General features: G+C 72.5%; 19 protein-coding genes, 1 tRNA gene and 1 pseudogene. 14 read left to right on the top strand and 7 right to left on the bottom strand.

Annotation, left to right across the window (positions count from 1 at the left end):
• Positions 1-183 precede the first annotated feature (183 nt).
• A pseudogene (locus PZB77_RS12390) lies at positions 184-1,602 on the bottom strand (potassium/proton antiporter); the annotation flags it as partial.
• Between the two features lie 278 nt (positions 1,603-1,880).
• Here PZB77_RS12390 and PZB77_RS12385 point away from each other — a divergent pair.
• Positions 1,881-4,649: a penicillin acylase family protein gene (locus tag PZB77_RS12385; protein WP_275492651.1), complete on the top strand. Its 2,769-nt coding sequence runs from the start codon at positions 1,881-1,883 to the stop codon at positions 4,647-4,649.
• On the opposite strand, the gene PZB77_RS12380 is transcribed toward PZB77_RS12385, so the two are convergent.
• A complete protein-coding gene (locus PZB77_RS12380; RefSeq protein WP_275492650.1) occupies positions 4,624-5,256 on the bottom strand; it encodes a 5-formyltetrahydrofolate cyclo-ligase in 633 nt (210 codons plus the stop codon). The genes PZB77_RS12385 and PZB77_RS12380 overlap by 26 nt on opposite strands.
• Before the next feature lie 94 nt (positions 5,257-5,350).
• Between PZB77_RS12380 and galU the strand changes: the two genes are divergently transcribed.
• From galU to PZB77_RS12345, 7 genes are all read left to right on the top strand, one after another.
• A complete protein-coding gene (gene galU, locus PZB77_RS12375; protein ID WP_275492649.1) occupies positions 5,351-6,253 on the top strand; it encodes a UTP--glucose-1-phosphate uridylyltransferase GalU in 903 nt (300 codons plus the stop codon).
• Positions 6,254-6,257: 4 nt separating this feature from the next.
• Positions 6,258-7,568 carry a gephyrin-like molybdotransferase Glp gene (gene glp, locus PZB77_RS12370; RefSeq protein ID WP_275492648.1) on the top strand — a complete coding sequence of 437 codons (1,311 nt, stop codon included), beginning with the start codon at positions 6,258-6,260 and terminating at the stop codon, positions 7,566-7,568.
• A gap of 123 nt (positions 7,569-7,691) precedes the next feature.
• Positions 7,692-8,192 (top strand): cyclic pyranopterin monophosphate synthase MoaC, encoded by a 501-nt coding sequence (gene moaC / locus PZB77_RS12365; protein WP_275492647.1) that lies wholly within the window; start codon positions 7,692-7,694, stop codon positions 8,190-8,192.
• Complete coding sequence (locus tag PZB77_RS12360) at positions 8,189-8,716, top strand: MogA/MoaB family molybdenum cofactor biosynthesis protein (protein ID WP_275492646.1); 528 nt, start codon at positions 8,189-8,191, stop codon at positions 8,714-8,716. Before moaC ends, PZB77_RS12360 begins: the two co-directional genes overlap by 4 nt.
• Positions 8,713-9,345, top strand: coding sequence for a GNAT family protein (locus PZB77_RS12355; protein ID WP_275496032.1), 633 nt, complete (start codon positions 8,713-8,715; stop codon positions 9,343-9,345). Before PZB77_RS12360 ends, PZB77_RS12355 begins: the two co-directional genes overlap by 4 nt.
• A 165-nt stretch (positions 9,346-9,510) precedes the next feature.
• A complete protein-coding gene (glpR, locus tag PZB77_RS12350; RefSeq protein ID WP_275492645.1) occupies positions 9,511-10,716 on the top strand; it encodes a gephyrin-like molybdotransferase receptor GlpR in 1,206 nt (401 codons plus the stop codon).
• Between the two features lie 96 nt (positions 10,717-10,812).
• Positions 10,813-10,886, top strand: a tRNA-Ala gene (locus PZB77_RS12345).
• Between the two features lie 282 nt (positions 10,887-11,168).
• Here the strand turns inward: PZB77_RS12345 and PZB77_RS12340 are convergent.
• Both PZB77_RS12340 and PZB77_RS12335 read right to left on the bottom strand, forming a co-directional pair.
• Complete coding sequence (locus tag PZB77_RS12340) at positions 11,169-11,870, bottom strand: response regulator transcription factor (protein ID WP_275492644.1); 702 nt, start codon at positions 11,868-11,870, stop codon at positions 11,169-11,171.
• On the bottom strand, positions 11,867-13,195 hold the full coding sequence (locus PZB77_RS12335; protein WP_275492643.1) for a histidine kinase: 1,329 nt from the start codon (positions 13,193-13,195) through the stop codon (positions 11,867-11,869). Before PZB77_RS12335 ends, PZB77_RS12340 begins: the two co-directional genes overlap by 4 nt.
• 346 nt (positions 13,196-13,541) lie before the next feature.
• Between PZB77_RS12335 and PZB77_RS12330 the strand changes: the two genes are divergently transcribed.
• Positions 13,542-14,465 (top strand): type II CAAX endopeptidase family protein, encoded by a 924-nt coding sequence (locus PZB77_RS12330; RefSeq protein WP_275492642.1) that lies wholly within the window; start codon positions 13,542-13,544, stop codon positions 14,463-14,465.
• A 322-nt stretch (positions 14,466-14,787) separates the two neighbouring features.
• Here PZB77_RS12330 and PZB77_RS12325 read toward each other — a convergent pair whose 3' ends face one another.
• Positions 14,788-15,927, bottom strand: a complete 1,140-nt coding sequence (locus tag PZB77_RS12325; RefSeq protein WP_275492641.1) for an FAD-dependent monooxygenase — start codon at positions 15,925-15,927, stop codon at positions 14,788-14,790.
• Positions 15,928-16,462: 535 nt separating this feature from the next.
• Here PZB77_RS12325 and PZB77_RS12320 point away from each other — a divergent pair.
• Positions 16,463-17,437, top strand: a complete 975-nt coding sequence (locus PZB77_RS12320; protein ID WP_275492640.1) for an Lrp/AsnC family transcriptional regulator — start codon at positions 16,463-16,465, stop codon at positions 17,435-17,437.
• Positions 17,438-17,723: 286 nt separating this feature from the next.
• Here PZB77_RS12320 and PZB77_RS12315 read toward each other — a convergent pair whose 3' ends face one another.
• Positions 17,724-18,209: a GNAT family N-acetyltransferase gene (locus tag PZB77_RS12315; RefSeq protein ID WP_275492639.1), complete on the bottom strand. Its 486-nt coding sequence runs from the start codon at positions 18,207-18,209 to the stop codon at positions 17,724-17,726.
• Positions 18,210-18,258: 49 nt separating this feature from the next.
• Here PZB77_RS12315 and PZB77_RS12310 point away from each other — a divergent pair, with 49 nt between their 5' ends.
• Positions 18,259-19,074 (top strand): exodeoxyribonuclease III, encoded by an 816-nt coding sequence (locus PZB77_RS12310; protein ID WP_275492638.1) that lies wholly within the window; start codon positions 18,259-18,261, stop codon positions 19,072-19,074.
• A gap of 304 nt (positions 19,075-19,378) precedes the next feature.
• Here the strand turns inward: PZB77_RS12310 and PZB77_RS12305 are convergent, their stop codons facing one another.
• Entirely contained in the window at positions 19,379-20,032 is a 654-nt protein-coding gene (locus tag PZB77_RS12305; protein ID WP_275496031.1) for a MerR family transcriptional regulator, read from the bottom strand.
• Positions 20,033-20,201: 169 nt separating this feature from the next.
• Between PZB77_RS12305 and PZB77_RS12300 the strand changes: the two genes are divergently transcribed.
• Genes PZB77_RS12300 through PZB77_RS12290 form a run of 3 tightly spaced genes read left to right on the top strand, consistent with a single transcriptional unit; the run spans position 20,202 to position 23,661 of the window.
• On the top strand, positions 20,202-21,851 hold the full coding sequence (locus PZB77_RS12300) for an NAD(P)/FAD-dependent oxidoreductase (RefSeq protein WP_275492637.1): 1,650 nt from the start codon (positions 20,202-20,204) through the stop codon (positions 21,849-21,851).
• Positions 21,848-22,780 (top strand): alpha/beta hydrolase, encoded by a 933-nt coding sequence (locus PZB77_RS12295; RefSeq protein ID WP_275492636.1) that lies wholly within the window; start codon positions 21,848-21,850, stop codon positions 22,778-22,780. The genes PZB77_RS12300 and PZB77_RS12295 overlap by 4 nt, the downstream gene beginning before the upstream one ends.
• Entirely contained in the window at positions 22,777-23,661 is an 885-nt protein-coding gene (locus tag PZB77_RS12290; protein ID WP_275492635.1) for an SDR family oxidoreductase, read from the top strand. Before PZB77_RS12295 ends, PZB77_RS12290 begins: the two co-directional genes overlap by 4 nt.
• Positions 23,662-23,670: the final 9 nt, after the last annotated feature.

The raw sequence follows: 23,670 nt of genomic DNA, 5'->3' as shown, positions 1-23,670 counted from the left end.
GGCGGCCCCTGCCGCGCGGGCCACCGCCGCGCTGCCGCGACGGGCCTTGGGCGCGGTCTCCTGCCGGTCCGCCGCACCGCTGATCCGCTGCATCGTGTGGGCGACCCGGTCCAGGTGGGTCGCCCGGGCGAGCCGGGCCACGGCGTCGTCGTCGGCCGTGCCGCCCGGCCGGGGTCCCGCGCTGAGCCAGCCGGCCAGCTTGCCGCCCTCGCCGACCGCCCGCAGTCGGGCCTCCACCGCGTCGCGCACCGGGTCGGTCGCGACCACCAGGAGTTCGTCGCCGCGCCGCAGCACGGTCGCGGGCGCGGGCACGAAACTCGTGCCGTCGCGGACCACCAGCGTGACGGCGGAACCGGACGGCAGGCGCAGTTCGCCGACCTCCACGCCGTGCATCCGCGACTTCGCCGGGATCGCGACGGAGAGCAGGTGGCCGCGGAGCCGCTCCAGCGGCGCGGACTCGATGCCCAGGTCGGCGGCGTCGGACGGGTCTTCGGCGATCTTGAGCGCCTTGGCGAGCCAGGGCAGGGTCGGCCCCTGGATCAGGGTGTAGACGATGACCAGCACGAAGACGATGTTGAAGACGCGGGTGGAGCCGTCGATACCGGCCACCATCGGGATGGTGGCGAGGATGATGGGGACCGCTCCGCGCAGCCCCGCCCAGGACATCAGGGTCTTCTCGCGCTTCGGCAGCCGGAAGGGCGCCAGGCTGATGAAGACCGAGAGCGGCCGGGCCACCACCGTCAGCACCAGGCCGACGACCACCGCCGGCCAGAAGTCGTCGAGCAGGTCGTGGGGGGTGACGAGCAGGCCGAGCAGGACGAACATGCCGATCTGGGCGAGCCAGCCCAGCCCGTCGGCGAAGCCCCGGGTGGCCGGCCAGTGCGGCAGCTTGGAGTTGCCCAGCACCATGGCGGCGAGGTAGACGGCGAGGAACCCGCTGCCGTGCGCGAGGGCGCCCTCCGCGTACGCCGTCACCGCGATGGCCATCACGGCGATCGGGTAGAGGCCGGAGGCGGGCAGGGCGACGTGGCGCAGCGCGTAGGCGCCGAGCCAGCCGGCCGCGAGGCCGATGGCCGCGCCGATGGCGAGTTCCAGCGCTATCTCGCCGATGAGGATGTACCAGTGCTCGACCGGGCCGCTCGTGGAGAACGCGATGACGAGGATGACCACGGGCGCGTCGTTGAAGCCGGACTCCGCCTCCAGCACGCCGGTGATCCGGGCGGGCAGCGGCACGCGGCGCAGTACGGAGAAGACGGCGGCCGCGTCCGTCGAGGAGACGACCGCGCCGATGATCAGCGCCTGCTTCCACTCCAGCCCGACGAGGTAGTGCGCCCCCGCCGCGGTGACTCCCACACTGATGCCCACACCCACGGTCGAGAGCACGGCCGCCGCCGGCAGCGCGGGCCTGACCTCTTTCCACTTCGTGCCCAGTCCGCCCTCGGCGAGGATCACGACCAGGGCGGCGTAGCCGATCACCTGGGTGAGTTCCGCGTTGTCGAACTTGACGTCGAAGATGCCGTCCTGCCCCAGCGCGATGCCGATGCCGAGGTAGAGGAGAAGGCTGGGCAGGCCGCTGCGCGACGAGATCCGGACCGCCGCCACCGCGACGAGCAGGACGAGCGACGAGACCAGCAGGAGTTCGTTGAGCGTGTGGACGGTCAGGGCCGGATTCCTTCCCCGCGTACGGCCGCCGGGCAGGTTCCCGGCGGGTAGGTACTTCGTTACCTTACCTAATCTTTAACGCTTTCTTGACGCCTTCGAGTATGTGTACGACCTGTGTGCACATGGCCGCAGCCCCCCACCGCGTCCGCGTGTGATCGGGGCTGCGCCTATGGTTGCTCCTGCACTCCCAGGACCACCCTGCCCCGCGAAGGACAGCGATGCCCGCCAACACCACCGTCTCTGCCGGTCCTTCCGCTGCGAAGAAAACAGGCAGGAAGAAGGGGCGACGCGCCCGCCTCCTCGTGATCGTCCTGGTCCTGGCGCTGGTCGCGGGTGTCGGGTACGGCGCGTACTGGTCCGTCGCCACGGTCCGGGCCTCGTACCCGCAGACCACCGGATCGCTCGAGCTCCGGGGCCTCACCGGGGACGTCGAGGTCAAGCGCGACGACTACGGCATTCCCCAGGTGTACGCGGACACCGACGCCGACCTCTTCCGCGCCCAGGGCTTCGTCCAGGCACAGGACCGCTTCTACGAGATGGACGTCCGCCGCCACATGACGGCCGGCCGGCTCTCCGAGATGTTCGGTGCCGGCCAGGTGGAGACCGACTCCTTCCTCCGCACACTGGGCTGGCGGAAGGTCGCGCAGGAGGAGTACGACAAGGTCCTCGGCGCCGACACCAAGAAGAACCTCCAGGCGTACGCCGAGGGCGTCAACGCGTACCTGAAGGGCAAGGACGGCAAGGACATCTCCGTCGAGTACGCGGCGTTGAACCTCACCAACGACTACAAGCCCACCGAGTGGACCCCGGTCGACTCGGTCGCGTGGCTGAAGGCGATGGCCTGGGACCTGCGCGGCAACATGCAGGACGAGATCGACCGCTCGCTGATGACCAGCAGGCTCTCGGCGAAGCAGATCGCGGACCTGTACCCGCGGTACCCGTACGACAAGCACGAGACGATCGTCGGCGAGGGCGCGGTCTCCTCCCTGACGGGCGAGTTCGACCCGGACGCCGAGGCGAGCGACCCCACGGTGGACGGCGACACCGTGGCCGGCGCCACCGAAGGGCTGAACACCCAGCTCGGCGCGCTCTCCGACACGCTGGACGAGATCCCGGCGCTGCTCGGCCCGAACGGCAACGGCATCGGCTCGAACTCCTGGGTCGTCTCCGGCGACCACACCACCACCGGCAAGCCGCTCCTCGCGAACGACCCGCACCTGGCGCCGATGCTGCCCTCGCTCTGGTACCAGATGGGGCTGCACTGCCGGAAGGTCTCGGCCACGTGCCAGTACGACACCGCCGGGTACACCTTCTCGGGCATGCCCGGCGTGATCATCGGACACAACCAGAACGTCGCCTGGGGGCTCACCAACCTCGGCGCCGACGTGACCGACCTCTTCCTGGAGAAGGTCTCCGCGGACGGCTACCTCTACGACGGCAAGACGGTCCCCTTCACCACCCGTGAGGAGACCATCAAGGTCGCCGGCGGCCGGAGCCGGAAGATCACCGTCCGCGAGACCAACAACGGCCCCCTGGTCTCCGACCGCAGCAGCGAGCTGGCGAAGGTCGGCCAGAAGGCCCCGGTCGCCAACGCCGCGCCCGACCGCGCCTCCGGTTACGCCGTCGCGCTGAAGTGGACGGCGCTCCAGCCCGGCCACTCCATGGACGCCGTCTTCGAGCTGGACCGCGCCCACGACTTCGCCTCCTTCCGCAAGGCCGCCGCGCACTTCGAGGTGCCCTCGCAGAACCTCGTCTACGCGGACGCCGAGGGGACGAAGGGCAACATCGGCTACCAGGCGCCCGGCTGGATCCCGGTCCGCAAGTCCGGCGACGGCACCATGCCGATGCCCGGCTGGTCCTCGAAGTACGGCTGGGAGAAGGAACCCGTCCCCTTCGACGAACTGCCGTACGCGTACAACCCGGCGAGCGGTTACATCGTCACCGCGAACCAGGCGGTCGTCGACGAGAAGTACCCCGAGATGCTCACCCGCGACTGGGGCTACGGCACCCGCAGCCAGCGCATCAACGACCTCATCGCCTCGAAGATCAAGGGCGGCGAGAAGATCTCGACCGTCGACATGCAGAAGATGCAGATGGACAACACCAGCGAGATCGCCGCGCTGCTGGTGCCCAAGCTGCTGAGCATCAACATCGCCGACAAGGACGTCCGCGAGGCCCAGAAGCTGCTGGAGGGCTGGGACTACACCCAGGACTCCGACTCGGCCGCCGCCGCGTACTTCAACGGCGTCTGGCGCAACATCCTGATGCTGGCCTTCGGCGACAAGCTGCCCAAGGAGATGCGCGTCGAGGGCGACTGCATCTACGTCACCCGGGCAGACGGCACCGGCCCCGTCGACGAGCAGAACAAGCTCGTGCGGGAGTGCGGCCGGCGTGACGCCGCCTCGGCGCAGCCGGACGGCGGGGACCGCTGGAACGAGGTCGTCCGCACGATCCTCGACGACGAGGACAACGCCTGGTGGAAGGTGCCCGCCCAGGGCCGCGAGTCCGCCGTCAACAACCGCGACCAGCTGTTCGCCCGCGCCATGGACGACGCCCGCTGGGAGCTGACCGCCAAGCTCGGCAAGGACATCACCACCTGGAGCTGGGGCCGGCTGCACCAGCTGACCCTGAAGAACCAGACCCTCGGCACCTCCGGGCCCGGTCTGCTCCAGCGGGCGCTGAACCGGGGCCCGTGGAACCTCGGCGGCGGCGAGGCGGCGGTCGACGCCACCGGCTGGAACGCGGCCGGCGGCTACGACGTCATCTGGGTGCCGTCGATGCGGATGGTGGTCAACGTCGGCGACTGGGACAAGTCACGCTGGATCAACCTCACCGGCGCCTCGGGGCACGCGTTCAGCGCGCACTACACCGACCAGACGGACAAGTGGGTCGAGGGCGAACTGCTCGACTGGTCCTACGGCACCGAGGCGGTGGACACCTCCACCACCGACACGCTGACGCTCACGCCGGCGGCGTCCGCCGGCTGAAGCGGCGGGTCCCGGCCGGAGTGACGACGGCGTCCACGGGGTGGTCGTGCGGTTCCGCCGGGACCCGCTCGACCACCTCGTGGCCGTACAGCAGCACCACGAGTGCGGGGCGGGCCCCGGCGTCGGCGAGCCGGGCGAGCACCCGGTCGTAGCTGCCGCCGCCCCGGCCGAGCCGCATGCCGCGCGCGTCGGCGGCGAGGCCGGGGAGCAGGACCGCGTCGGCGTCCAGGACGGCCCCGGGGCCGAGGCGGGTGCCGTCGGGTTCGAGCAGCCCGCGCCCCGCCTTCGCCAGGCGGTCCGGGCCCTCGTACACCGCCCAGTCGAGGTCGTTGTCGGGCAGCAGGACCGGCAGCAGGACCCGTGCACCCCGGGCGCGCAGCGCGTCGAGCAGCGCCCGGGTTCCCGGCTCGCGCCCCACCGACACGTAGGCGGCGACGGTCCGGGCGCCGGCGAGAGCGGGCAGCGTGAGCGCGGTCCGTGCCAGCGCGGCGGCGGATTCCGTCAGCTCAGCCGGGGTCAGAGCGGCCCGCGCGGCGAGGAGTTCGCGCCGCAGCTCCGCCTTGCGGGACGGTGTGGCGGCCGGGTCGTCGGCCTGATGGGGGGTCACAGGAAGCTCACACTCTTCTCATATGGGCGCATATGCGTACAAAGTTAAGCAGGGAGTCCTCGTTCGTCCGTGTCCACCCGTTATCGTTCTGCGCATGACTGAGTCGACACCCAGGATCAGCAAGGCCGTCATCCCGGCCGCAGGTCTCGGAACCCGCTTCCTGCCGGCTACGAAGGCCACTCCCAAGGAGATGCTGCCCGTCGTCGACAAGCCGGCCATCCAGTACGTCGTCGAAGAGGCCGTCGCGGCGGGCCTCTCCGACGTACTGATGATCACCGGGCGCAACAAGCGCCCGCTGGAGGACCACTTCGACCGGAACTACGAGCTGGAATCCGCGCTCACCCGCAAGGGCGACGGAGAGCGCCTCCAGCGGGTGCAGGAGTCCAGCGACCTCGCCACCATGCACTACGTCCGCCAGGGCGACCCCCGCGGCCTCGGCCACGCCGTGCTGTGCGCCGCCCCGCACGTCGGTGACCAGCCGTTCGCGGTCCTCCTCGGCGACGACCTGATCGACCCGCGCGACGCGCTGCTGGCCCGGATGGTGGAGATCCAGGAGCGCGAGGGCGGCAGCGTCATCGCGCTGATGGAGGTCGACCCGGCACAGATCCACCTCTACGGCTGCGCCGCCGTGACGGACACCGCCGAGGAGGGCGTCGTGCGCGTCACCGGCCTGGTGGAGAAGCCCGAGCCGTCCGACGCGCCCAGCAACCTGGCCGTCATCGGCCGGTACGTCCTCGACCCGTCCGTCTTCGGCATACTGCGACGGACCGAGCCGGGCCGCGGCGGCGAGATCCAGCTCACCGACGCCCTCCAACTGCTCGCCGCCGACGAGAAGATCGGCGGTCCCGTCCACGGCGTCGTCTTCAAGGGGCGCCGCTACGACACCGGCGACCGGGGCGACTACCTGCGGGCCATCGTCCGGCTCGCGTGCGAACGCGAGGACCTCGGACCGGACTTCCGCACCTGGCTCCGCCGTTACGTCACCGAGGAGATGTAGCACCTTGAGCAGCACGATCTGGTCCGTCGACGAACACCTCGACGACATCCTGGGCGCGGTGAAGCCGCTCGAACCCATCGAGCTGCAACTCGCCGACGCCCAGGGGTGCGTCCTCGTCGAGGACGTCGTGGTGGGGATCGCGCTGCCACCCTTCGACAACAGCTCCATGGACGGCTACGCGGTCCGGGTCGCCGACATCACCGGGGCGAGCGAGGAGTTCCCCGCGGTGCTGACCGTCGTCGGCGACGTGGCGGCCGGCAGCGACGGGCTCCCCGGCGGCGCAGCGGTCGGCCCCGGACAGGCGGCCCGCATCATGACCGGCGCCCCGCTGCCCCCGGGCGCCGAGACGGTGGTCCCCGTCGAGTGGACGGACGGCGGCACCGGCGAGGGCCCCGCCGCCACCATGCGCGCCCACCGGGACGCTCCCCAGGCCGCGGGCGGCGAGGTCAGGGTCCACCGCGCCGCGGCGGCCCGCGCCCACGTGCGGGCCCGGGGCAGCGACGTGAAGCCGGGCGACCTGGCGCTCGCGGCCGGATCGGTCGTCGGCCCGCCGCAGATCGGCCTGCTCGCCGCGATCGGCCGCGCCACGGTCACGGTGCGCCCCCGGCCCCGGGTGGTCGTCGTCTCCACCGGCAGCGAACTCGTCCAGCCGGGCGAGGAGCTGACCGGCGGTCAGATCTACGACTCGAACAGCTTCGCGCTGACCGCGGCCGCCCGCGACGCGGGCGCCCTCGCCTACCGCGTCGGCGCGGTCACCGACGACGCCGAGACCCTTCGCGCCACCATCGAGGACCAGCTGATCCGGGCCGACCTGGTGGTCACCACCGGAGGCGTCAGCGTCGGCGCGTACGACGTCGTCAAGGAGGCGCTCTCCTCGGTCGGCGACGAGGACGAGGCGGGCGGCGGCGTCGACTTCCGCACCCTCGCCATGCAGCCCGGCAAGCCGCAGGGGTTCGGCTCCATCGGCCCCGAGCACACCCCGTTGCTCGCGCTGCCGGGCAACCCGGTCTCCGCCTACGTCTCCTTCGAGCTCTTCGTCCGACCGGCGATCCGCGCGCTGATGGGCCTCGACGAGGTGCGCCGGCCCACCGTCCGCGCCGCTCTCACCACCACCGGTGCGCTCTCCTCCCCGCCGGGCAAGCGCCAGTTCCTGCGCGGTACCTACGACGAGGCGTCGGGCACCGTCGTCCCGGTGGGCGGGTCCGGCTCCCACCTGATCGGCGCCCTGGCACGGGCGGACGCGCTGATCGTGGTGGACGAGGACACCACCTCGGTCGAGCCCGGCGCGGACGTCGAAGTGGTCCTGCTCCGCTGAGACCGCCGCCGTGGCGGTACGGTGTCTGCCGCTGCCTCACCGGGGGACGTACCCCGGACCCCCGGCCCGCACTCCGGTGCGGGGCGGGCGGGCGAACGGCGCCCTACCGCTAGGCGGAGTGAGTTGAGTACGCAGAACAGGCTGACGCACATCGACGAGTCGGGCGCGGCCCGCATGGTCGACGTGTCGGCGAAGGACGTCACGGCGCGCGTCGCCCGGGCCAGCGGCCGGGTGCTCGTGTCGCCGCGGGTGATCGAGCTGCTGCGGGGCGGGGGAGTCCCCAAGGGCGACGCCCTCGCCACCGCCCGTATCGCCGGGATCATGGGGGCCAAACGCACCCCCGACCTCATCCCGCTATGCCACCCGCTCGCCGTCTCCGGCGTCGAGGTCGATCTGAGCGTGGCCGACGACGCCGTCGAGATCAGCGCCAGGGTACGGACGACGGACCGCACCGGGGTCGAGATGGAGGCGCTGACGGCGGTCTCGGTGGCCGCGCTCACCGTGATCGACATGGTGAAGGCGGTCGACAAGGCCGCGGTCATCACCGACGTGCGGGTGGAGGCCAAGTCCGGCGGCACGTCGGGCGACTGGGAGCGCCCGGCGCGGTCGGGGGCGGACGCGTGAGCGCCCCCTCCGGTCCCGGAGAGCCCCCGGCCCCGTACACCGCTCTCGTCGTCACGGCCTCCAACCGGGCGGCCGCCGGGGTCTACGCCGACAAGGGCGGCCCGATCCTCGTCGACGGCCTCACCGCCCTCGGCTTCGCGACGGACGGCCCGCTCGTCGTGCCGGACGGCGAGCCGGTCGAGCTCTCGCTCCGCGCCGGGGTCTCCACCGGCTACGACGTCATCCTGACCACCGGCGGCACCGGCATCTCGCCCACCGACCTCACCCCGGAGATGACCCGGCGGGTGGTGGACCACGAGGTGCCCGGCATCCCCGAGGCGATCCGCGCCGAGAACCGCGCCGCGGTGCCGACCGCGGCGCTCTCACGAGGGCTCGCCGGGGTCGCGGGGCGCACGCTGATCGTGAACCTGCCCGGTTCGACGGGCGGCGTGCGCGACGGGCTCGCGGTCCTCGGCCGGATCCTGGTGCACGCGGTCGACCAGCTGCGCGGCGGCGACCACCCCCGGCCCGGGAGCCCGTCCTGAACGCGCCCCTCTGGCCGGTTCTCCTGAAGGACGGTGAGGTGACCCTGCGGCCGATACGCCTGCGGGACCAGAACGTCTGGCGCGAGGTCAACCGCCGCAACCGCGAGTGGCTCCGCCCGTGGGAGGCCACCGTCCCGCCGCCCGTCCCCGGCGGCCCGGTGATCCGCCGGCCCACCTACCGGCAGATGGTCCGTCACCTGCGCACCGAGGCGAGGGCCGGCCGGATTCTGCCGTTCGCCATCGAGTACGAGGGGCGTCTCGTCGGCCAGTTGACCGTCGCGGGCATCACCTGGGGCTCCATGTGCTCGGCGCACATCGGCTACTGGGTCGACCGGGAGGTGGCCGGCCGGGGCGTCATGCCCACCGCCGTGGCCCTCGCCACCGACCACTGCTTCCGCCGGGTCGGGCTGCACCGCATCGAGATCTGCATTCGCCCCGAGAACCGGCCGAGCCGGCGGGTCGTGGAGAAACTCGGATTCCGCGAAGAAGGGCTGAGGCCCCGTTATCTGCACATCGACGGGGCCTGGCGGGACCACCTCATCTACGCGCTCACGTCGGAGGAGGCGGCGGACGGGCTGCTCCGGCGCTGGCACCGGGCGAGACCGGGGACGCGCCCCTCACCCGAATAAATCAAATGCGTGTTCGAAATAAGCGCCTTGTCGTCGCATTAAGCACCGGCGGCGTCACTCGTTGGTCTGAACAATCACAGAAAAGGCCCGTGATATCAGCCTGATCGTGCGACACACCGTGGCAATTGGCCGATGCCGCCGCGCAAACCCCTCTACGGTGTGAGCGTGAGCAGCAGCGGCCTGATCTACGCAGTCATCGTCGGGGCCTGGGCCGCCTACTTGGTGCCGATGTGGCTCCGAAGGCAGGACGAACTCAACGAAGCCCGTCCGACGGAACGCTTCAGCACCGCCATCCGGTTGCTGTCCGGACGGGCGGCGATGGAGCGTCGTTACGCCAAGGAGTTGCGGGAGCGTGACGCCGAGGAGGCGGAGCCGACCGTATCCCCGGACGCCGAGACGGATCGAATGGACTCCGTCGACGTCCGGGCCTTCGCCGCGCCCGGAGCGCACACCGAAGCCCGGATCCTCGATCCGGCGCACGCTCCCGAGCGCGCCGCCGGACGCCCGGCGGTGGAGCACCCGGCGCCCGACCGGGGTGACCCCCGGGCCCGTACGCCGGCGCAGCGCCCGCCCGCCGGAAGAGCCCCGGAGCAGCGCGCGGCGCCGGGGGCGTCCGCGATGCGACGCGGCCGAGCCGGAGCGGAGGACGCCGAGCGCGTCCGTCGCGCCCAGCGCTCCCAGGTCCTTGCCCGGCGCCGGCGCACCACCATCGTCCTCTTCCTCGTCTTCACCTGCGGCGCGGTCGTCGCGGCGGTCGGGGGCCTCGGCTTCCTCTGGGCGCCCGCCGCGCCCGCGGTGATGCTGAGCGCGTACATCGTGCACCTGCGGGCCCAGGAGCGACGGCGGTTCGCCTTCACCATGGACCGCCGCCGGGCCGAGGACGCGGCGCAGCGCCTGCGCGAGAACCGCCCCCGCCGGCACCAGCAGGCGGCGGCCCCCGCGGTCGAGCCCGACGAGGAGCCCGAAGCGCACCCCGCCGATCCGGTACCCGTGCCGACCGTCTCCCCGCAGGAGGCCGGCCGCCGGGCGCTCGTCGAGCAGACGGACCACGCGGAGTGGGTGGACCAGCAGCGCGACCGCGGCCGGGTCCAGGGCGACAGCTGGGAGCCCGTCCCCGTCCCGCTGCCGACCTACGTCACCGCCCCGGTCGCCCCGCGCGCCTCCGGCGGCGTCGAGGTCAACGACCCGGAGACGTGGAGCGCCGCCCGCTCCAGCACCGTCGAGCCCGCACCGCCGGAGCCGGACGTCCCCGACGCCGACCGGGCGCCGCGCCACCGCGCCGACGCCCGCCGCACCCGGGACCGGGGCCGTACCCCTCTCTTCGACCAGTACGACGACGAGGAGGACCGACCGCGTGCCGCCAACGAGTGACGGCCGCGGAAGGTCCGACGGACCCGGCGCCCCTGACCAGGGGGGAACGGATTTCCAAGCACCCCCTGGAGGGTGCTAGAGTTTCACTCGTCGCAAGGGCCTGTGGCGCAGTCTGGTAGCGCACCTCGTTCGCATCGAGGGGGTCTGGGGTTCAAATCCCCACAGGTCCACAGACGACAGTTCGCGAGTAGCTCTCGGGAACGTCACGAGATCCCGTCCGGTCGGAAGACCGGGCGGGATCTTGGCGTTCACGGGGTCCGCCGGCGTGTGGGACCCGCCGCCGTACGCGTACGACGGGGACTCCGTACCCCGTCCCCGCACGGTGACGCCGACGCGCGTGGTCGGTTGGGACGGCCGTCACCGCCGGAGCAAGGTCGGCGGGTACCCGGGCCGGCTCCGGCCGGCCGCCCGGCCGGACTGTCGCTGCGGCCGGCGTGTGGACCACCTTCGCGTCACGACCGGTCGCCGCCTCCCGTCGCGATGCCCGCCCGGTACGCCAGGACCACCGCCTGCACCCGGTCGCGGAGGCCCAGCTTGGTGAGGATGCGGGAGACGTAGGTCTTCACGGTCTCGGGGCTGAGGACCAGTTCGCCGGCGATCTCGGCGTTCGACAGCCCTTCGCTGATGAGGAGGAAGACCTCGCGTTCGCGGGGGGTGAGCACGGTGAGACGGTCGCGTTCGGGGGAGGCGGGCGCCCCGGCCGGGCGCAGCCGTTCGGCGAAGTGGCCGATCAGGGTGCGGGTGACGACCGGGGAGAGGAGGGACTCGCCTCGGGCGACGGTGCGTACGGCGTTGATCAGTTCGGGCGGTGCCGCGTCTTTCAGCAGGAAGCCACTGGCGCCGGCGCGCAGGGCCTCGTACACGTACTCGTCGACGTTGAAGGTCGTGACGACCAGGATCTTGGCCGGGCTGAGGACGTCGGGGCCCGCCAGGTGACGGGTGGCCTCGATGCCGTCGAGCAGTGGCATACGGATGTCCATGACGACGACGTCCGGTTCCAGCTCCTGCGCCCGGCGGATCGCCGCCCTCCCGTCCGCGGCCTCGCCGACGACCTCCATGTCCGGCTGCGCGGAGAAGATCGTGGTGAAGCCGGCGCGTACGAGAGCCTGGTCGTCGCAGACCAGCACCTTGATCGTCGTGGGCTCGCCGCTCATGCGGCACCTCCCGCGGGGATGCGCGCGGACACCCGGAACCCGCCGTCCGGGGCGGGGCCCGCCGCGAACTCGCCCCCCAGCATCTCCACCCGCTCCCGCAGTCCGGCCAGACCCCGGCCGCCCGACGCATGCGGGCCGGCGGGGCGGGGCGCACCGCCGGGGGCACCCGCGGTCATCACCTCGACCTCCGTCCAGCCGGGGCCGTGCGTCACCCGTACGCGGGTCTGCCGGCCCGCGGCGTACTTCACGGCGTTCGTCAGGGATTCCTGCACCACGCGATAGGCGGTGAGCCGAGCTGCCACGGCCATCTCCGGTTGTTCCCCCTCCTCGGCGAGTTCGACCGGCTGGCCACCCGCGCGCGTCTGCTCCACCAGGTCGGACACCCGGCCCGGCATCGGCGTCCGCTCCCGGTCCCCCGACTCTCCGGTCGCCTCCAGCACGCCGAGCAGGAACCGCAGTTCGGCCAAGGCGCGGCGGCCGGTGCCGTTGATGGCGTCGAGGGCGTCGTCGAGACGCTCGGGCGCCCCGGTGAGGTACTTCGCCGCGCCGGCCTGCACCACCATCGCGGTCACGTGGTGGGTCACCACGTCGTGCAACTCCCGCGCCAGGCGACTGCGTTCCTGGGCGACGGACGCCTGGGCGGTGAGCCGCCGCCGCTCGGCCTCGTGCGCCCGCCGCTCACGGACCAGGAGGCCCAGGCCCCACAACACCGCCAGGACCGCGTAGTAGAGGAGGAAGTCGGCCGGCCCCGCGGGCGATCCCAGGGCGTGCAGGACGACGCAGAAGATCACGTAGCCGCCCGTCGCCACCAGCGCGACGGACCTGCGCAGGCTTCCCCCGTGGGCGCCCGCCGAGTAGAGCGCGAGGTACAGCCCCACACTGCCGAAGGTCGGCGGGCAGCCCAGGGACTCGTGGACCGCGAACGAGATGCCCGTCACCGCGAGGCAGGCGGCCGGCCACCGGGTCCGAACCGCGAGTGGCAGCGTCTGACCGAGCGTCAGCAGCACCCCGGTGAGCGAGACTCCGTGGGTGGGGAGGTCCCCGAACCGCGCCCCGATCCCCGACAGCGGCGGCGCGAACGACAGCGCGGTGAAGACGAGGGCGAACGCGCGGTCCCGGGTGCCGACAGGTCGGGAGGCCCACCACCGCGCGAGGCGACGGAGCCCGGCGAGCGGATCGGCCGGGGGGCCGGGGGGCGCGGGGTGCGCGCCGCGCGAGGCAGGCGCCGCGGACGGGCGGGCCGACGGTCGGCCCGGGCGGAGGGCGGGGCCCACCGGCTCGGGGCATGCCGTGGCCCTGGGGTCGTGAGCTGCTCGGTCTTCCATGCACCGTCCATGATCCGGTAAGTCCGGGGCCGGAGCGACCGGTCCGGTGGCGAACGGAGCGTGAGGCGTACCGCGTTCACCGGTCGGCCGACGTTCCGCGCCTCCGTCGGGCAGCCCGCCCTCCGCGCCCCCGCACGGGGAGCGGACGGCCTCCTACGGCGAACGTAGCGCCTGGTGACGCGGGCGGCATCCCCCCACGGGGGACAGTCCGGTAGCTCGCCCGGGGGACCGGCGCCGGGGGAAAGTGCCCACCCCATGGTGACGATCCGCCGGAGCCAAGGCCCGTACCTTTCCGGCATCGAAGGTGCGAACCGCCCGCGGAGAGCGGGAACTTGAGGAGCAAACCATGTCGTTCCCCCATCCCCGCCCGGCGGCGCCGGCCGACGGTGACAGCCGTCCCACCCCGAACCCCTCCCGCCCGGTCGCCCGGTGGGCGGCCTCCCCCTGGGTGCGCCTGCCGGTGTTCTTCGTGACCCTGCTGGCCGTCAACGCGATCGCCGCCGGGATCAACCACGCCGCCGACGCGACCGCGTGGACCGCCCTGATCGCCGGGGTGGCGACGGGCGTCGCGGCGCTGGCCGTGTACGCCGGACTGGTGCGCCGCCTGGAAGGCCGCAGACCGCAGGAACTCACCCTCGCCAAGGCGCGGCCGGAGCTGTGCCGGGGGGCCCTGCTCGGACTGGGCCTCTTCGCCGTCACGATCGCGGCGGTCGCCCTCTCGGGCGGCTACCACGTCCGGGGGTGGGGTTCGATCGGCGGCTCGCTGACCACCCTGGGGCTGATGAGCTGCGTGGCGGTCACCGAGGAACTGGCTTTCCGGGGCGCGCTGTTCCGGATACTGGAGGAGAAGGCAGGGACGTACGGGGCGGTCATCGTCTCGGGGCTCGCCTTCGGCACCCTGCACCTGGTCAACGAGAACGCGACGCTCTGGGGCGCGCTGGCCATCGCCGTCGAGGCCGGGCTGATGTTCGGCGCGCTCTACGCCGCCACCCGCTCGCTGTGGCCGGTGATCGGCGTGCACCTGGGCTGGAACATGGCGGAGCAGGGCATCTTCGGCACCGCCGTCTCGGGTTCCGGGAGCGGGACCGGCGGCCTGCTGGACGCTTCCACCAGCGGCCCCCACCTGCTGTCCGGCGGGAGCTTCGGCCCGGAGGCCGGCATCTTCGCCATTCTGGTGTGCTCCGTCGCGACGGTGGTGTTCCTGCGGGCCGCCGAGCGACGGGGCCGGATCCACGGGCGCGGCGAACTCGCCCGGGCGCGACGCGGCTGAGAGGCGTCCCCCGCCGCCGAGCCGGGGGGACCGGACGGAGCCCGCGTCACCCTGGCACGGTCGAGCGGAACGGGGGCCGCGTCTCGGCGCCGAGGTGTGCACGACCCCGGCGTCCTGAGACCGGCCCCGGCCCACGGATTCGGCGCGGTCCGTGCGTCGGCGCTGCCGCCGTCTCGGTCCTGCCGCCACGGTGGGCGGCGGCTGCTGCTGGCGGCCGGCCCGGCCGCGGCGCGTCGCCTCGGCCGGACCGGCCGCAGAGCCCTTGGCGTGGGGAGTCGGGGCGGCGAGTGGGGAGACGGCCAGTCCGGTGCGCGCCGGGGGATCAGAAGGGCTGGACCATCGTCTCCAGCACGTGCTGGGTGAGGCCGGCGTGGTCGAAGTCCTCCTTGCCGGTGGGGTCGATCTCCCATTCACCGATGGCGACCGAGGACTCCACGACGAGCTTGCAGCGCTCGTAGCGGCGCTCGGTGTACCGCTCGAACGCCTCCTGCGGGGAGGAGCCGGCCGCGAGGCACTGGGCGAGTACGACGCCGTCCTCGATGGCCTGCGCGGCGCCCTGCCCCAGGTGCGGGGTGACCGCGTGGACGGCGTCACCGATGAGGACGATCCGGTCCCGGTGCCAGGGGGCGGGGGCGATGAGCCACTCCTCCGGGCGGAACACGATGGCGGAGGGGTCGGTGACGAACTCGTCGCGGACCCGGCCGGCCAACCCGCCGAACGGGGCGAGCAGCTCCCGCAGGACGTGGTCCATCCGGTTCTGCTCCAGTCGCTGCCCCTCCTCCCACACGGTGTTGAAGAAGAAGTACGCCATCTCGGGCCCGATCGGCACAAAGCCGGCCATGCCGGTGGGCCCGTGCTGGAGGATGATGCGGTCGATCTCCGGTATGCGGGGGATGTTGAGGCGGAACGCGGACTGCCCGATGTAGACCGGTGTCAGGTCCTCGGCAAGGACGTACGGGCGGACCTTCGAGTACACCCCGTCCGCGCCGACCACGAAGTCCACCCGGCCGCTCGTACCGTCCGTGTACGTCACGTCGACGCCCCCGGGGCCGTTGACGAGTTCCGTGAAGGTCTTGGCGTACTCGATCGTCACGCCGGCGCCCCGGGCCCGCTCGGTGAGGATGCGGTGCAGCTGCGGACGGGCGAGCCCGTTCATGGGCGGCAGCTCGGAGCCGGCGATGCGCGCCCCCGGCATCTCCCGGACCAGGTTGCCGGCCACGTCGTGGACCTGGCCCCACGCGGTGGTCGCGTACCCCACGCCGAGGCACGCCTCCGCGCAGCCGATCGCGTCGAGGGCCCGCAATGCGTTCACCGGCTGGATGATGCCGACGCCGTACACCGAGGAGTGCAGATCCTCGTGCAGTTCCACGACGTCGACGTCGTACCCCGCCTCCCGCAGCGCGACGGCGGTGGAGAGGCCGCCGATACCGCCACCGACGACCAGAACAGTTCCTCGGCTCATTTCCGACCACCCGCATCTCGTTCGGACGGTCCGGAGCGGATGCGCTGGACCGATGAGTGGCGAACGTAATGGCCCCGCGCCACATAGGGAAGCAAGGGGAAACGCATAGTTAAATTGCGTTCCCGTCGCCTTCCCGTCGGGCCGGAAGTGCTCTCTCGAAATCGCGCATGTCCGGTCCCGGGGGGCCGGACATGCGCTCACCGCGCACTGCGCAGGGGAACTCGACAGGGTGGGCAACGGCTGCGAACTGCGGTGATGTCCCTGAGGAGTCATCCCCCACCCTCCGGAGCGAGGGATGTGCGTCCTGAGTCGGCGTGCGGTGTCGGATTTCCTTTCCCGGCGCTGATGTGCTTGCCCGAATTCCCCGGGGGGTGCGAAGCTTTCCGGGGCGCCGTGATTCATTTCCGAGCGGTCCGCCGTTATTGTTCGGCGCCCCTCGCGCCGACGGGTTTCCCGTGGCGACTTCGTCGCCGACTTCTGTACGGTCGGGCCGGACGGCCCTCGCCCGGGCCCTCGGACCGACCGGGAGAATCACGTGGAGCCCCACCTGCTCGACACCCTGGACCTCAAGCTGCTGCAGGCGCTCGAACTCGACGGACGTACACCGTTCAGCCGGATCGCCCAGGTGCTCGGGGTCTCCGACCAGACCGTCGCCCGCCGGTTCCGGCGGCTGCGGGCCACGGCGGGGCTGCGGGTGGTCGGCATGGTGGACGAGAGCCGCCTCGGCCGGACGGGCTGGATCGTCCGGCTCGGCTGCGCGCACGACGCGGCGCCGTCGCTGGCCGCCGCGCTCGCCCGGCGGCCCGACACCCACTACATCGACCTGGTGGCGGGCGGCGCCGAAGTCGTCTGCGCGATCCGCCCCCGGAGCGAGCGGGAGCGCGACGAACTCTTCCTGGAACGCATCCAGCGCACCCCGCAGGTGACCTCTGTCACCGCCCACTGCGTGCTGCACTCCTACTACGGCAACACCCTCGGCTGGCTGAGGAAGATCAGCGCGCTCGACGCGGAGGAGGAGCTGGCACTGCGTACCGCCTCGCCCGCCCCGTCCTCGGCGGCGGTGGTACTCGACGCGGCCGACGAGACCATGCTCACGGCGCTCGCCCGGGACGGCCGGGCACCCCTCACCGAGCTCCAGACGGTCACCGGACAGTCGGAGGCGTCCGTCGCACGGCGCCTGGACCGGCTGCGCTCCACCGGTGTGCTGTACTTCGCCGTCGAGTACGACCACGTACCGCTGGGACGGGGCGTCGAGGCCCTGTGCTGGCTCACCGTCACCCCGCGCGACCTGGTCGGGGCGGGCCGGCTGGTGGCCGGCCACCCCGAAGTGCGCTTCGCGGGCGCGGTCACCGGACGGACCAACCTCGTCGTCTCGGTGCTCTGCCGCACCACCGCCGACCTGTACGCGTTCGTCGGGGAGAAGCTCGCCGGGCTGCCGGGAGTGGTGACGGCGGAGACCACCCCCACCCTGCGCCGGGTCAAGACCCTCACCCAGCCATCTGCCGGGTGAAGCCCTTCGCGGCGGGGAACGTCACATCGCGCGGCCCTCTCCTGTTTCTCCCGTGAGGCCCCTCTCCCGCACCGGACGTGCCCGGTCTGCCGGTCACCGTCGCGGGGGTGAACGACGACGTCCTCGTCCCGGAGGCGGGACCGGACGGCATCGGGGGGATCCGGGTGGTCCGCGACCCCGGCAAGCCGGAGCGGGTGCTCCTGCCGGACCGTCCGTTCCAGCCGCGCGGCAAAGGGCCCGGAGGCCGGGAGCCGGGGCGACCCGGGCGGGGTGGCGGACGCGGGGGTCAGGACTCCTGGAGCGGCTTGGCCATGCAGATGCTGTTCTCGTACGTCCGGTAGTGGCCGAACTTCTCGCAGACCGTGTAGCCGCTCGACGTGTACAGCCCGATGGCCTCCGGCTGCTTGTCGCCGGTCTCCAGGACCATGCGCGTACGGCCGGCGGCGCGGGCGTCCTCCTCCAGCAGGCCGAGTATCCGGCGGGCGAGTCCCTGGCCACGTCCCTCGGGTACCACGAACATCCGCTTGAGTTCGGCGTCGCCGTCGGAGTAGCCCTCTTCGTTCTGCTCCATGGCACGCCAGCCACCGGTCGCCACCGGGCGCTCCCGCTCGTCGTAGGCGAGGAGGTACAGGCCGTGGGGCGGCTCGAACATGGTCGGGTCGAGGAAGGTGGCGTCGCCGCCGTCCTGGTACCGCTCCACGTACTCGAGCTGTACCTGTTCGTCGAGCTTGACGGCGTCAGGGTGGTCGTACGACCGGCGCTGGATATTCACGCAGGTAAGCGTACATATGTGCGCCCCCGCCCTTGGGTACTGTTCCCGGGTGCTTACCGTCACCAGTGTCAACGTGAATGGGCTCCGTGCCGCCGCGAAGAAGGGCTTCGTCCCCTGGCTCGCCGGGACGGCGGCCGACGTCGTCTGCCTCCAGGAGGTGCGGGCCGAGGCGGCCCAGCTCCCCGAGGAGGTACGCGATCCCGAGGGCTGGCACGTCGTGCACGCCCCGGCCGCCGCCAAGGGGCGCGCGGGCGTCTCCCTCTACTCGCGGCGTGCGCCGGAGCGCGTACAGATCGGCTTCGGCGGGTTCGCGGCCGAGGGCGGCGAGGAGTTCGACCTCAGCGGCCGGTACGCCGAGATCGACCTCCCGGGTGTCACCGTCGCCAGCCTGTACCTGCCCTCGGGCGAGGTCGGCACCGAGCGGCAGGACGAGAAGGAGCGCTTCATGGCGGTCTTCCTCCCGTACCTGGTGGGGCTGAAGGAGCGGGCTGCCGCCGGGGGGCGCGAGGTCGTCGTCTGCGGCGACTGGAACATCGCGCACCGGGAAGCCGACCTCAAGAACTGGAAGTCGAACCGGAAGAACTCCGGCTTCCTCCCCGAGGAGCGGGAGTGGCTGACCCGGGTCTTCGAGGAGGCCGCGTACGTGGACGTGGTGCGCGCCCTCCACCCGGACCAGGAGGGGCCGTACTCCTGGTGGTCCTACCGTGGCCGCGCCTTCGACAACGACGCGGGATGGCGGATCGACTACCAGGTGGCGACGCCCGGCCTCGCGGCCCGCGCCGTCAAGGCCTGGGTCGAGCGGGCGGCGACCCACCCCGAGCGGTGGAGCGACCACGCGCCGGTGACGGTGACGTACGAGCGGTAGGGGCGGAGTGCGCTCACCATCGCTGTGGGGGCGCCGCGCGCCCTGCGCGCGGAGGGTGTCGGGCGGCACGGACGAGAGCGCGGAGTTCCGCTTCGTGGCATCCGAGGAGATCGGCTCGCTCCCCGCACCGCACGCAGCGGCTGCGTGTCCAGCATCTCGTGGAGCGGCGCGCGTCTCGGTAGGTGGGTGAGGGAACGGGCCGCCGCGGGTCGCGATCGGCTCGGACGGTCAACAGGTCCGCGCCGCAGCCCGCGTGGGCGTGATCCGGTTGGCGCCCCACACCCCGGGCGCGGTCCCGGAGCGCCTACTCCGGGGTTGCGCCCGCCCCCGGCCCGCCCTCGTCGCTCTCGCGCAGCCGCCGGTCCAGGGCCATCGAGAGCTCCGCGTCCACCACGGCGCGGGCCAGTGGGCGGAGTTTGTCGATCGGGCTGTCCGCCGCGTGCACCTGGATGACGCGGACGAAGATCTCGGCCAGCGACTCGGCGTGCTCGCGGATGCGGCGGCCGGTGGAGAGGACGGTGGCGAGCGGGACGCCTTCGCGCACCAGTTCCGCGGATACCTCCAACAGGCGACGGCTGATGTGGACGATCTCGTCGCCGTCGGTGGCGAGGTAGCCGAGGTCGAGGGCGGTGGCGAGGTTCTCCGGTGTGACTTCGCCCTCGAAATAGTCGGCGAGCTGTTCCGGAGTCAGCCGGACCGGGGTCTCCTCGGTGGGCTCGCCGAGGCCGAGGACCTCGGCGACATCGCGTCCGCTGTCGAAGGTCGCGGCGAGGTCGGCGATGCCGTTGAGGGTGTGGCCGCGCTCCAACAGGCCGGTGATGGTGCGCAGTCGTGCCAGGTGGTGGCTGTCGTACCAGGTGATGCGTCCCTCGCGGCGGGGCGGCGGGATGAGTCCGCGCTCGCGGTAGAAGCGCAGGGTCCGCACGGTGATGCCGGCCTCCTCGGCCAGCTCCTCCATGCGGTATTCGCGTTGCTCATGTCCTTCGGCCACAGAGCGAACCTTATGTCGTACCGCCGGTAACTTCCTTGTCCCGCCCTCTACCCATCGGTACGGGGCTGCTCTACCCTCCGAAAGGTGCCAGTGATTGCTGGCAGCGTCGAATGGCGTACCTCGGGGAGGCGGCAGCATGGCCCAGCACGAGCACGTACGGGTGGCGGTGATCGGATCCGGATTCGGGGGCCTCGGGGCCGCGGTCCGGCTGCGCCGCGAGGGCATCACCGACTTCGTCGTCCTGGAGCGGGCCGGCTCGGTGGGGGGTACCTGGCGCGACAACACGTACCCCGGGTGCGCCTGCGACGTGCCCTCGCACCTCTACTCCTTCTCCTTCGCCCCCAACTCCGAGTGGCCGCGCACCTTCTCCGGCCAGGAGCACATACGTGCGTACCTGGAGCGGGTGGCCGACACCTTCGGCATCCGTCCGCACCTGAGGCTCAACCACGAAGTCACCGTGATGCGTTGGGACACCGAGGCGTTCAACTGGGTCATCGAGACGGCCAACGGCTCGACGATCGTCGCGGACGTCGTCGTCTCCGCGACCGGACCGCTCTCCGACCCGAAGATGCCGGACGTCCCCGGGCTCGACACCTTCCCGGGCGAGGTCTTCCACTCCGCCCGCTGGAACCACGACTACGACCTGACCGGCAAGCGCGTCGCGATGATCGGCACCGGTGCCTCCGCCATCCAGATCGTGCCCGCCATCCAGCCCCGGGTGGGCAGGCTGACGCTCTTCCAGCGCACCCCGCCCTGGGTGATGCCGCGCGCCGACCGGGCCATCGGCAAGGCGGAGCGGTGGCTGCACCGCACCGTCCCGGTCACCGGCACCGCACGGCGCGGACTGCTCTGGGGCATAAGGGAGCTGCAGGTCAGCGCCTTCACGAAGTACCCCGACGGCCTCGGCCTGATCGAGTCGATAGCCAAGGCCGGCATGGCCCGGGCGATCAAGGACCCGGCGCTCCGCGCCAAGCTGACCCCTTCGTACCGCATCGGGTGCAAGCGCATCCTGCTCTCCAGCACCTACTACCCGGCGCTCGCCCGGCCCAATGTCGACGTGGTCGCCTCCGGCCTCGCCGAGGTGCGCGGATCGACGCTGGTCGCGTCGGACGGTACGGAGACCGAGGCCGACGCGATCGTCTTCGGCACCGGCTTCCACGTCACCGACATGCCGATCGCCGAACGGGTCGTCGGCGCCGACGGCACCACCCTCGCCGAGACCTGGAAGGGCGGCATGCGCTCGCTGCGCGGCGCGACCGCCGCCGGCTTCCCCAACTGGATGACCATCATCGGCCCCAACACCGGGCTCGGGAACTCCTCGATGATCCTCATGATCGAGTCCCAGCTGAACTACATGGCCGACTACCTGCGGCAGTTGAAGGTCCTCGGTGCCGGCACCGCGCTCGCCGCCCGGCCGGCCGCGGTGGACGGCTGGAACGACCGGGTGCAGCAGCGGATGAAGCGCACCGTGTGGAACACCGGCGGCTGCACCAGCTGGTACCTGGACGAGAACGGCCGCAACACCACCGTCTGGCCGGGTACCACAGCCGACTTCCGCCGCGCCACCAGGTCAGTCGATCTGGCGGAGTACGACGTGATCCGCGCCCCCGCGACCGCCCGGCCGCCTACGGTGGTCGCGCAGAGGTCCGGCGGGTCCTGGACGCCCGGCGGGGCCCCGCAGGCGGCCCAGGAACCCGCGGCGGCACCGAACGCAGCACCCCGGGCAGTACCGCACGCGAAGAACGCCGGACCGGACCGGCCCGTGACCGAGGAGGCCACCCGATGAGCGCACGACCGAATCCCGGTACCCCCGCCCCCGTACCGGCGCGGACGCTCTTCGCCGTCTCCGCCGACGGCTCCCGCGTCCACGTCGAACTGCACGGCCCCGAGGAGGCGCCCGCGGTCGTCCTCGCGCACGGCTGGACCTGCAGCACCCGCTTCTGGGCCGCCCAGATCGCCGACCTCGCCGTCGACCACCGGGTCATCGCCTACGACCAGCGCGGACACGGCGGGAGCCCCGACGTCGGCCCCGGCGGCCACAGCACGGACGCCCTCGCCGACGACCTGGAAGCGGTGCTCGCCGCCACCCTCGCGCCCGGCCGCAAGGCGGTGCTGGCGGGGCACTCCATGGGCGGGATGACGATGATGGCCGCAGCCCGCCGCCCCGGCTTCCGGGAGCACGCCGCCGCCGTCCTGCTGTGCAGCACCGGCAGTGGGCGGCTGGCGGCGGAGTCCCGGGTCCTTCCGCTGCCGAAGGGGGCCGCCCGTACCCGGGGGACCCGGGCGATCCTCGGGGCGCCCTTCCCGCTGGGGCCGGTCACGCCCGTCACCCGCAAGCTCCTCAAGTACGCCACGATGGGCCCCGCTTCGCCGCCCGAGCGGGTGGAGATCTGCGCGCGGATCGTGCACGCCTGCCCCGCCAAGGCCCGCACCGCGTGGGGCCATGTGCTCTCCGACCTCGATCTGGACCTCAACGTGCCCGAGTTGCGGGTGCCGACCGCGGTGCTGGTGGGCCGCGAGGACCGGATGACCCCGCCCGCGCACGCCCGTGCGCTCGCCGCCGCCCTGCCGGAGTGCCTCGGTCTCACCGAATTGCCCGGGATGGGGCACATGACGCCGCTCGAAGCACCCGAAGCCGTCACCGCCAAGATCCGCGAACTCGTCGCCGGTCACCTCACCGGGACCGCGACGACCGAGAAGGAGGATGTCGCATGAGCGCCGGTAGGAGCCTCGAAGGACAGGTCGTCGTCGTCACCGGAGCGGCCCGGGGCGTGGGCGAGCTGCTCGCGCGCAAACTCTCCGCGCGCGGCGCCACGCTGGCCCTGGTCGGCCTGGAGCCGGAAGAGCTGAAGCAGGTCTCGGAGCGGCTCCACGGGGAGAGCGGCCACTGGTACGCGGACGTCACCGACCACGAGGAGATGGCGCGCGTCGCCCAGGAGGTCAAGGCGCGCTTCGGCAAGGTGGACGTGGTCGTCGCCAACGCCGGGGTCGCCACCGGCGGCCCGTTCGTCGACTCCGACCCGGTGGCCTGGCGGCGGGTGATCGAGGTCAACCTGATCGGCAGCGCGGTGACCGGCCGGGCGTTCCTGCCCGTACTGATGGAGAGCCGGGGGTACTTCCTCCAGATAGCTTCCCTCGCCGCGATCACCCCCGCGCCCATGATGAGCGCGTACTGCGCCTCCAAGTCGGGTGTCGAGGCGTTCGCGCACAGCCTGCGGGCCGAGGTCGGCTACCGGGGTGTGCGGGTCGGCGTCGGCTACCTCTCCTGGACCGACACCGACATGGTGCGCGGCGCCGACCAGGACGAGGTGATGCGGGAGCTGCGCGGCCGGCTGCCCTGGCCCACCAACCGCACCTACCCGCTGGGCCCGGCGGTCGACCGGATCGTGGCCGGCATCGAGCGGCGCTCCTCGCACGTCTACGCCCAGTGGTGGCTGCGCGGCATGCAGTCGGTGCGCGGCTACCTGCCGACGCTCATCGGCACCGTCGGCGCCCGGGAGATGAAACGGTTCGCCCCCCGGCTCGACTCCATTCCCAAGGGGCTGGTGGGAGCCGGCGGAGCGGCCGACACGGAGGCACGCGCCCCGCGCCACTGAGCCGCCGCC

The organism is Streptomyces sp. AM 2-1-1 (genome assembly GCF_029167645.1).
GTDB lineage: Bacteria > Actinomycetota > Actinomycetes > Streptomycetales > Streptomycetaceae > Streptomyces.
Note: the sequence above shows the minus strand (reverse complement) of the source record. Positions and strands in the feature narration are given on the sequence as shown.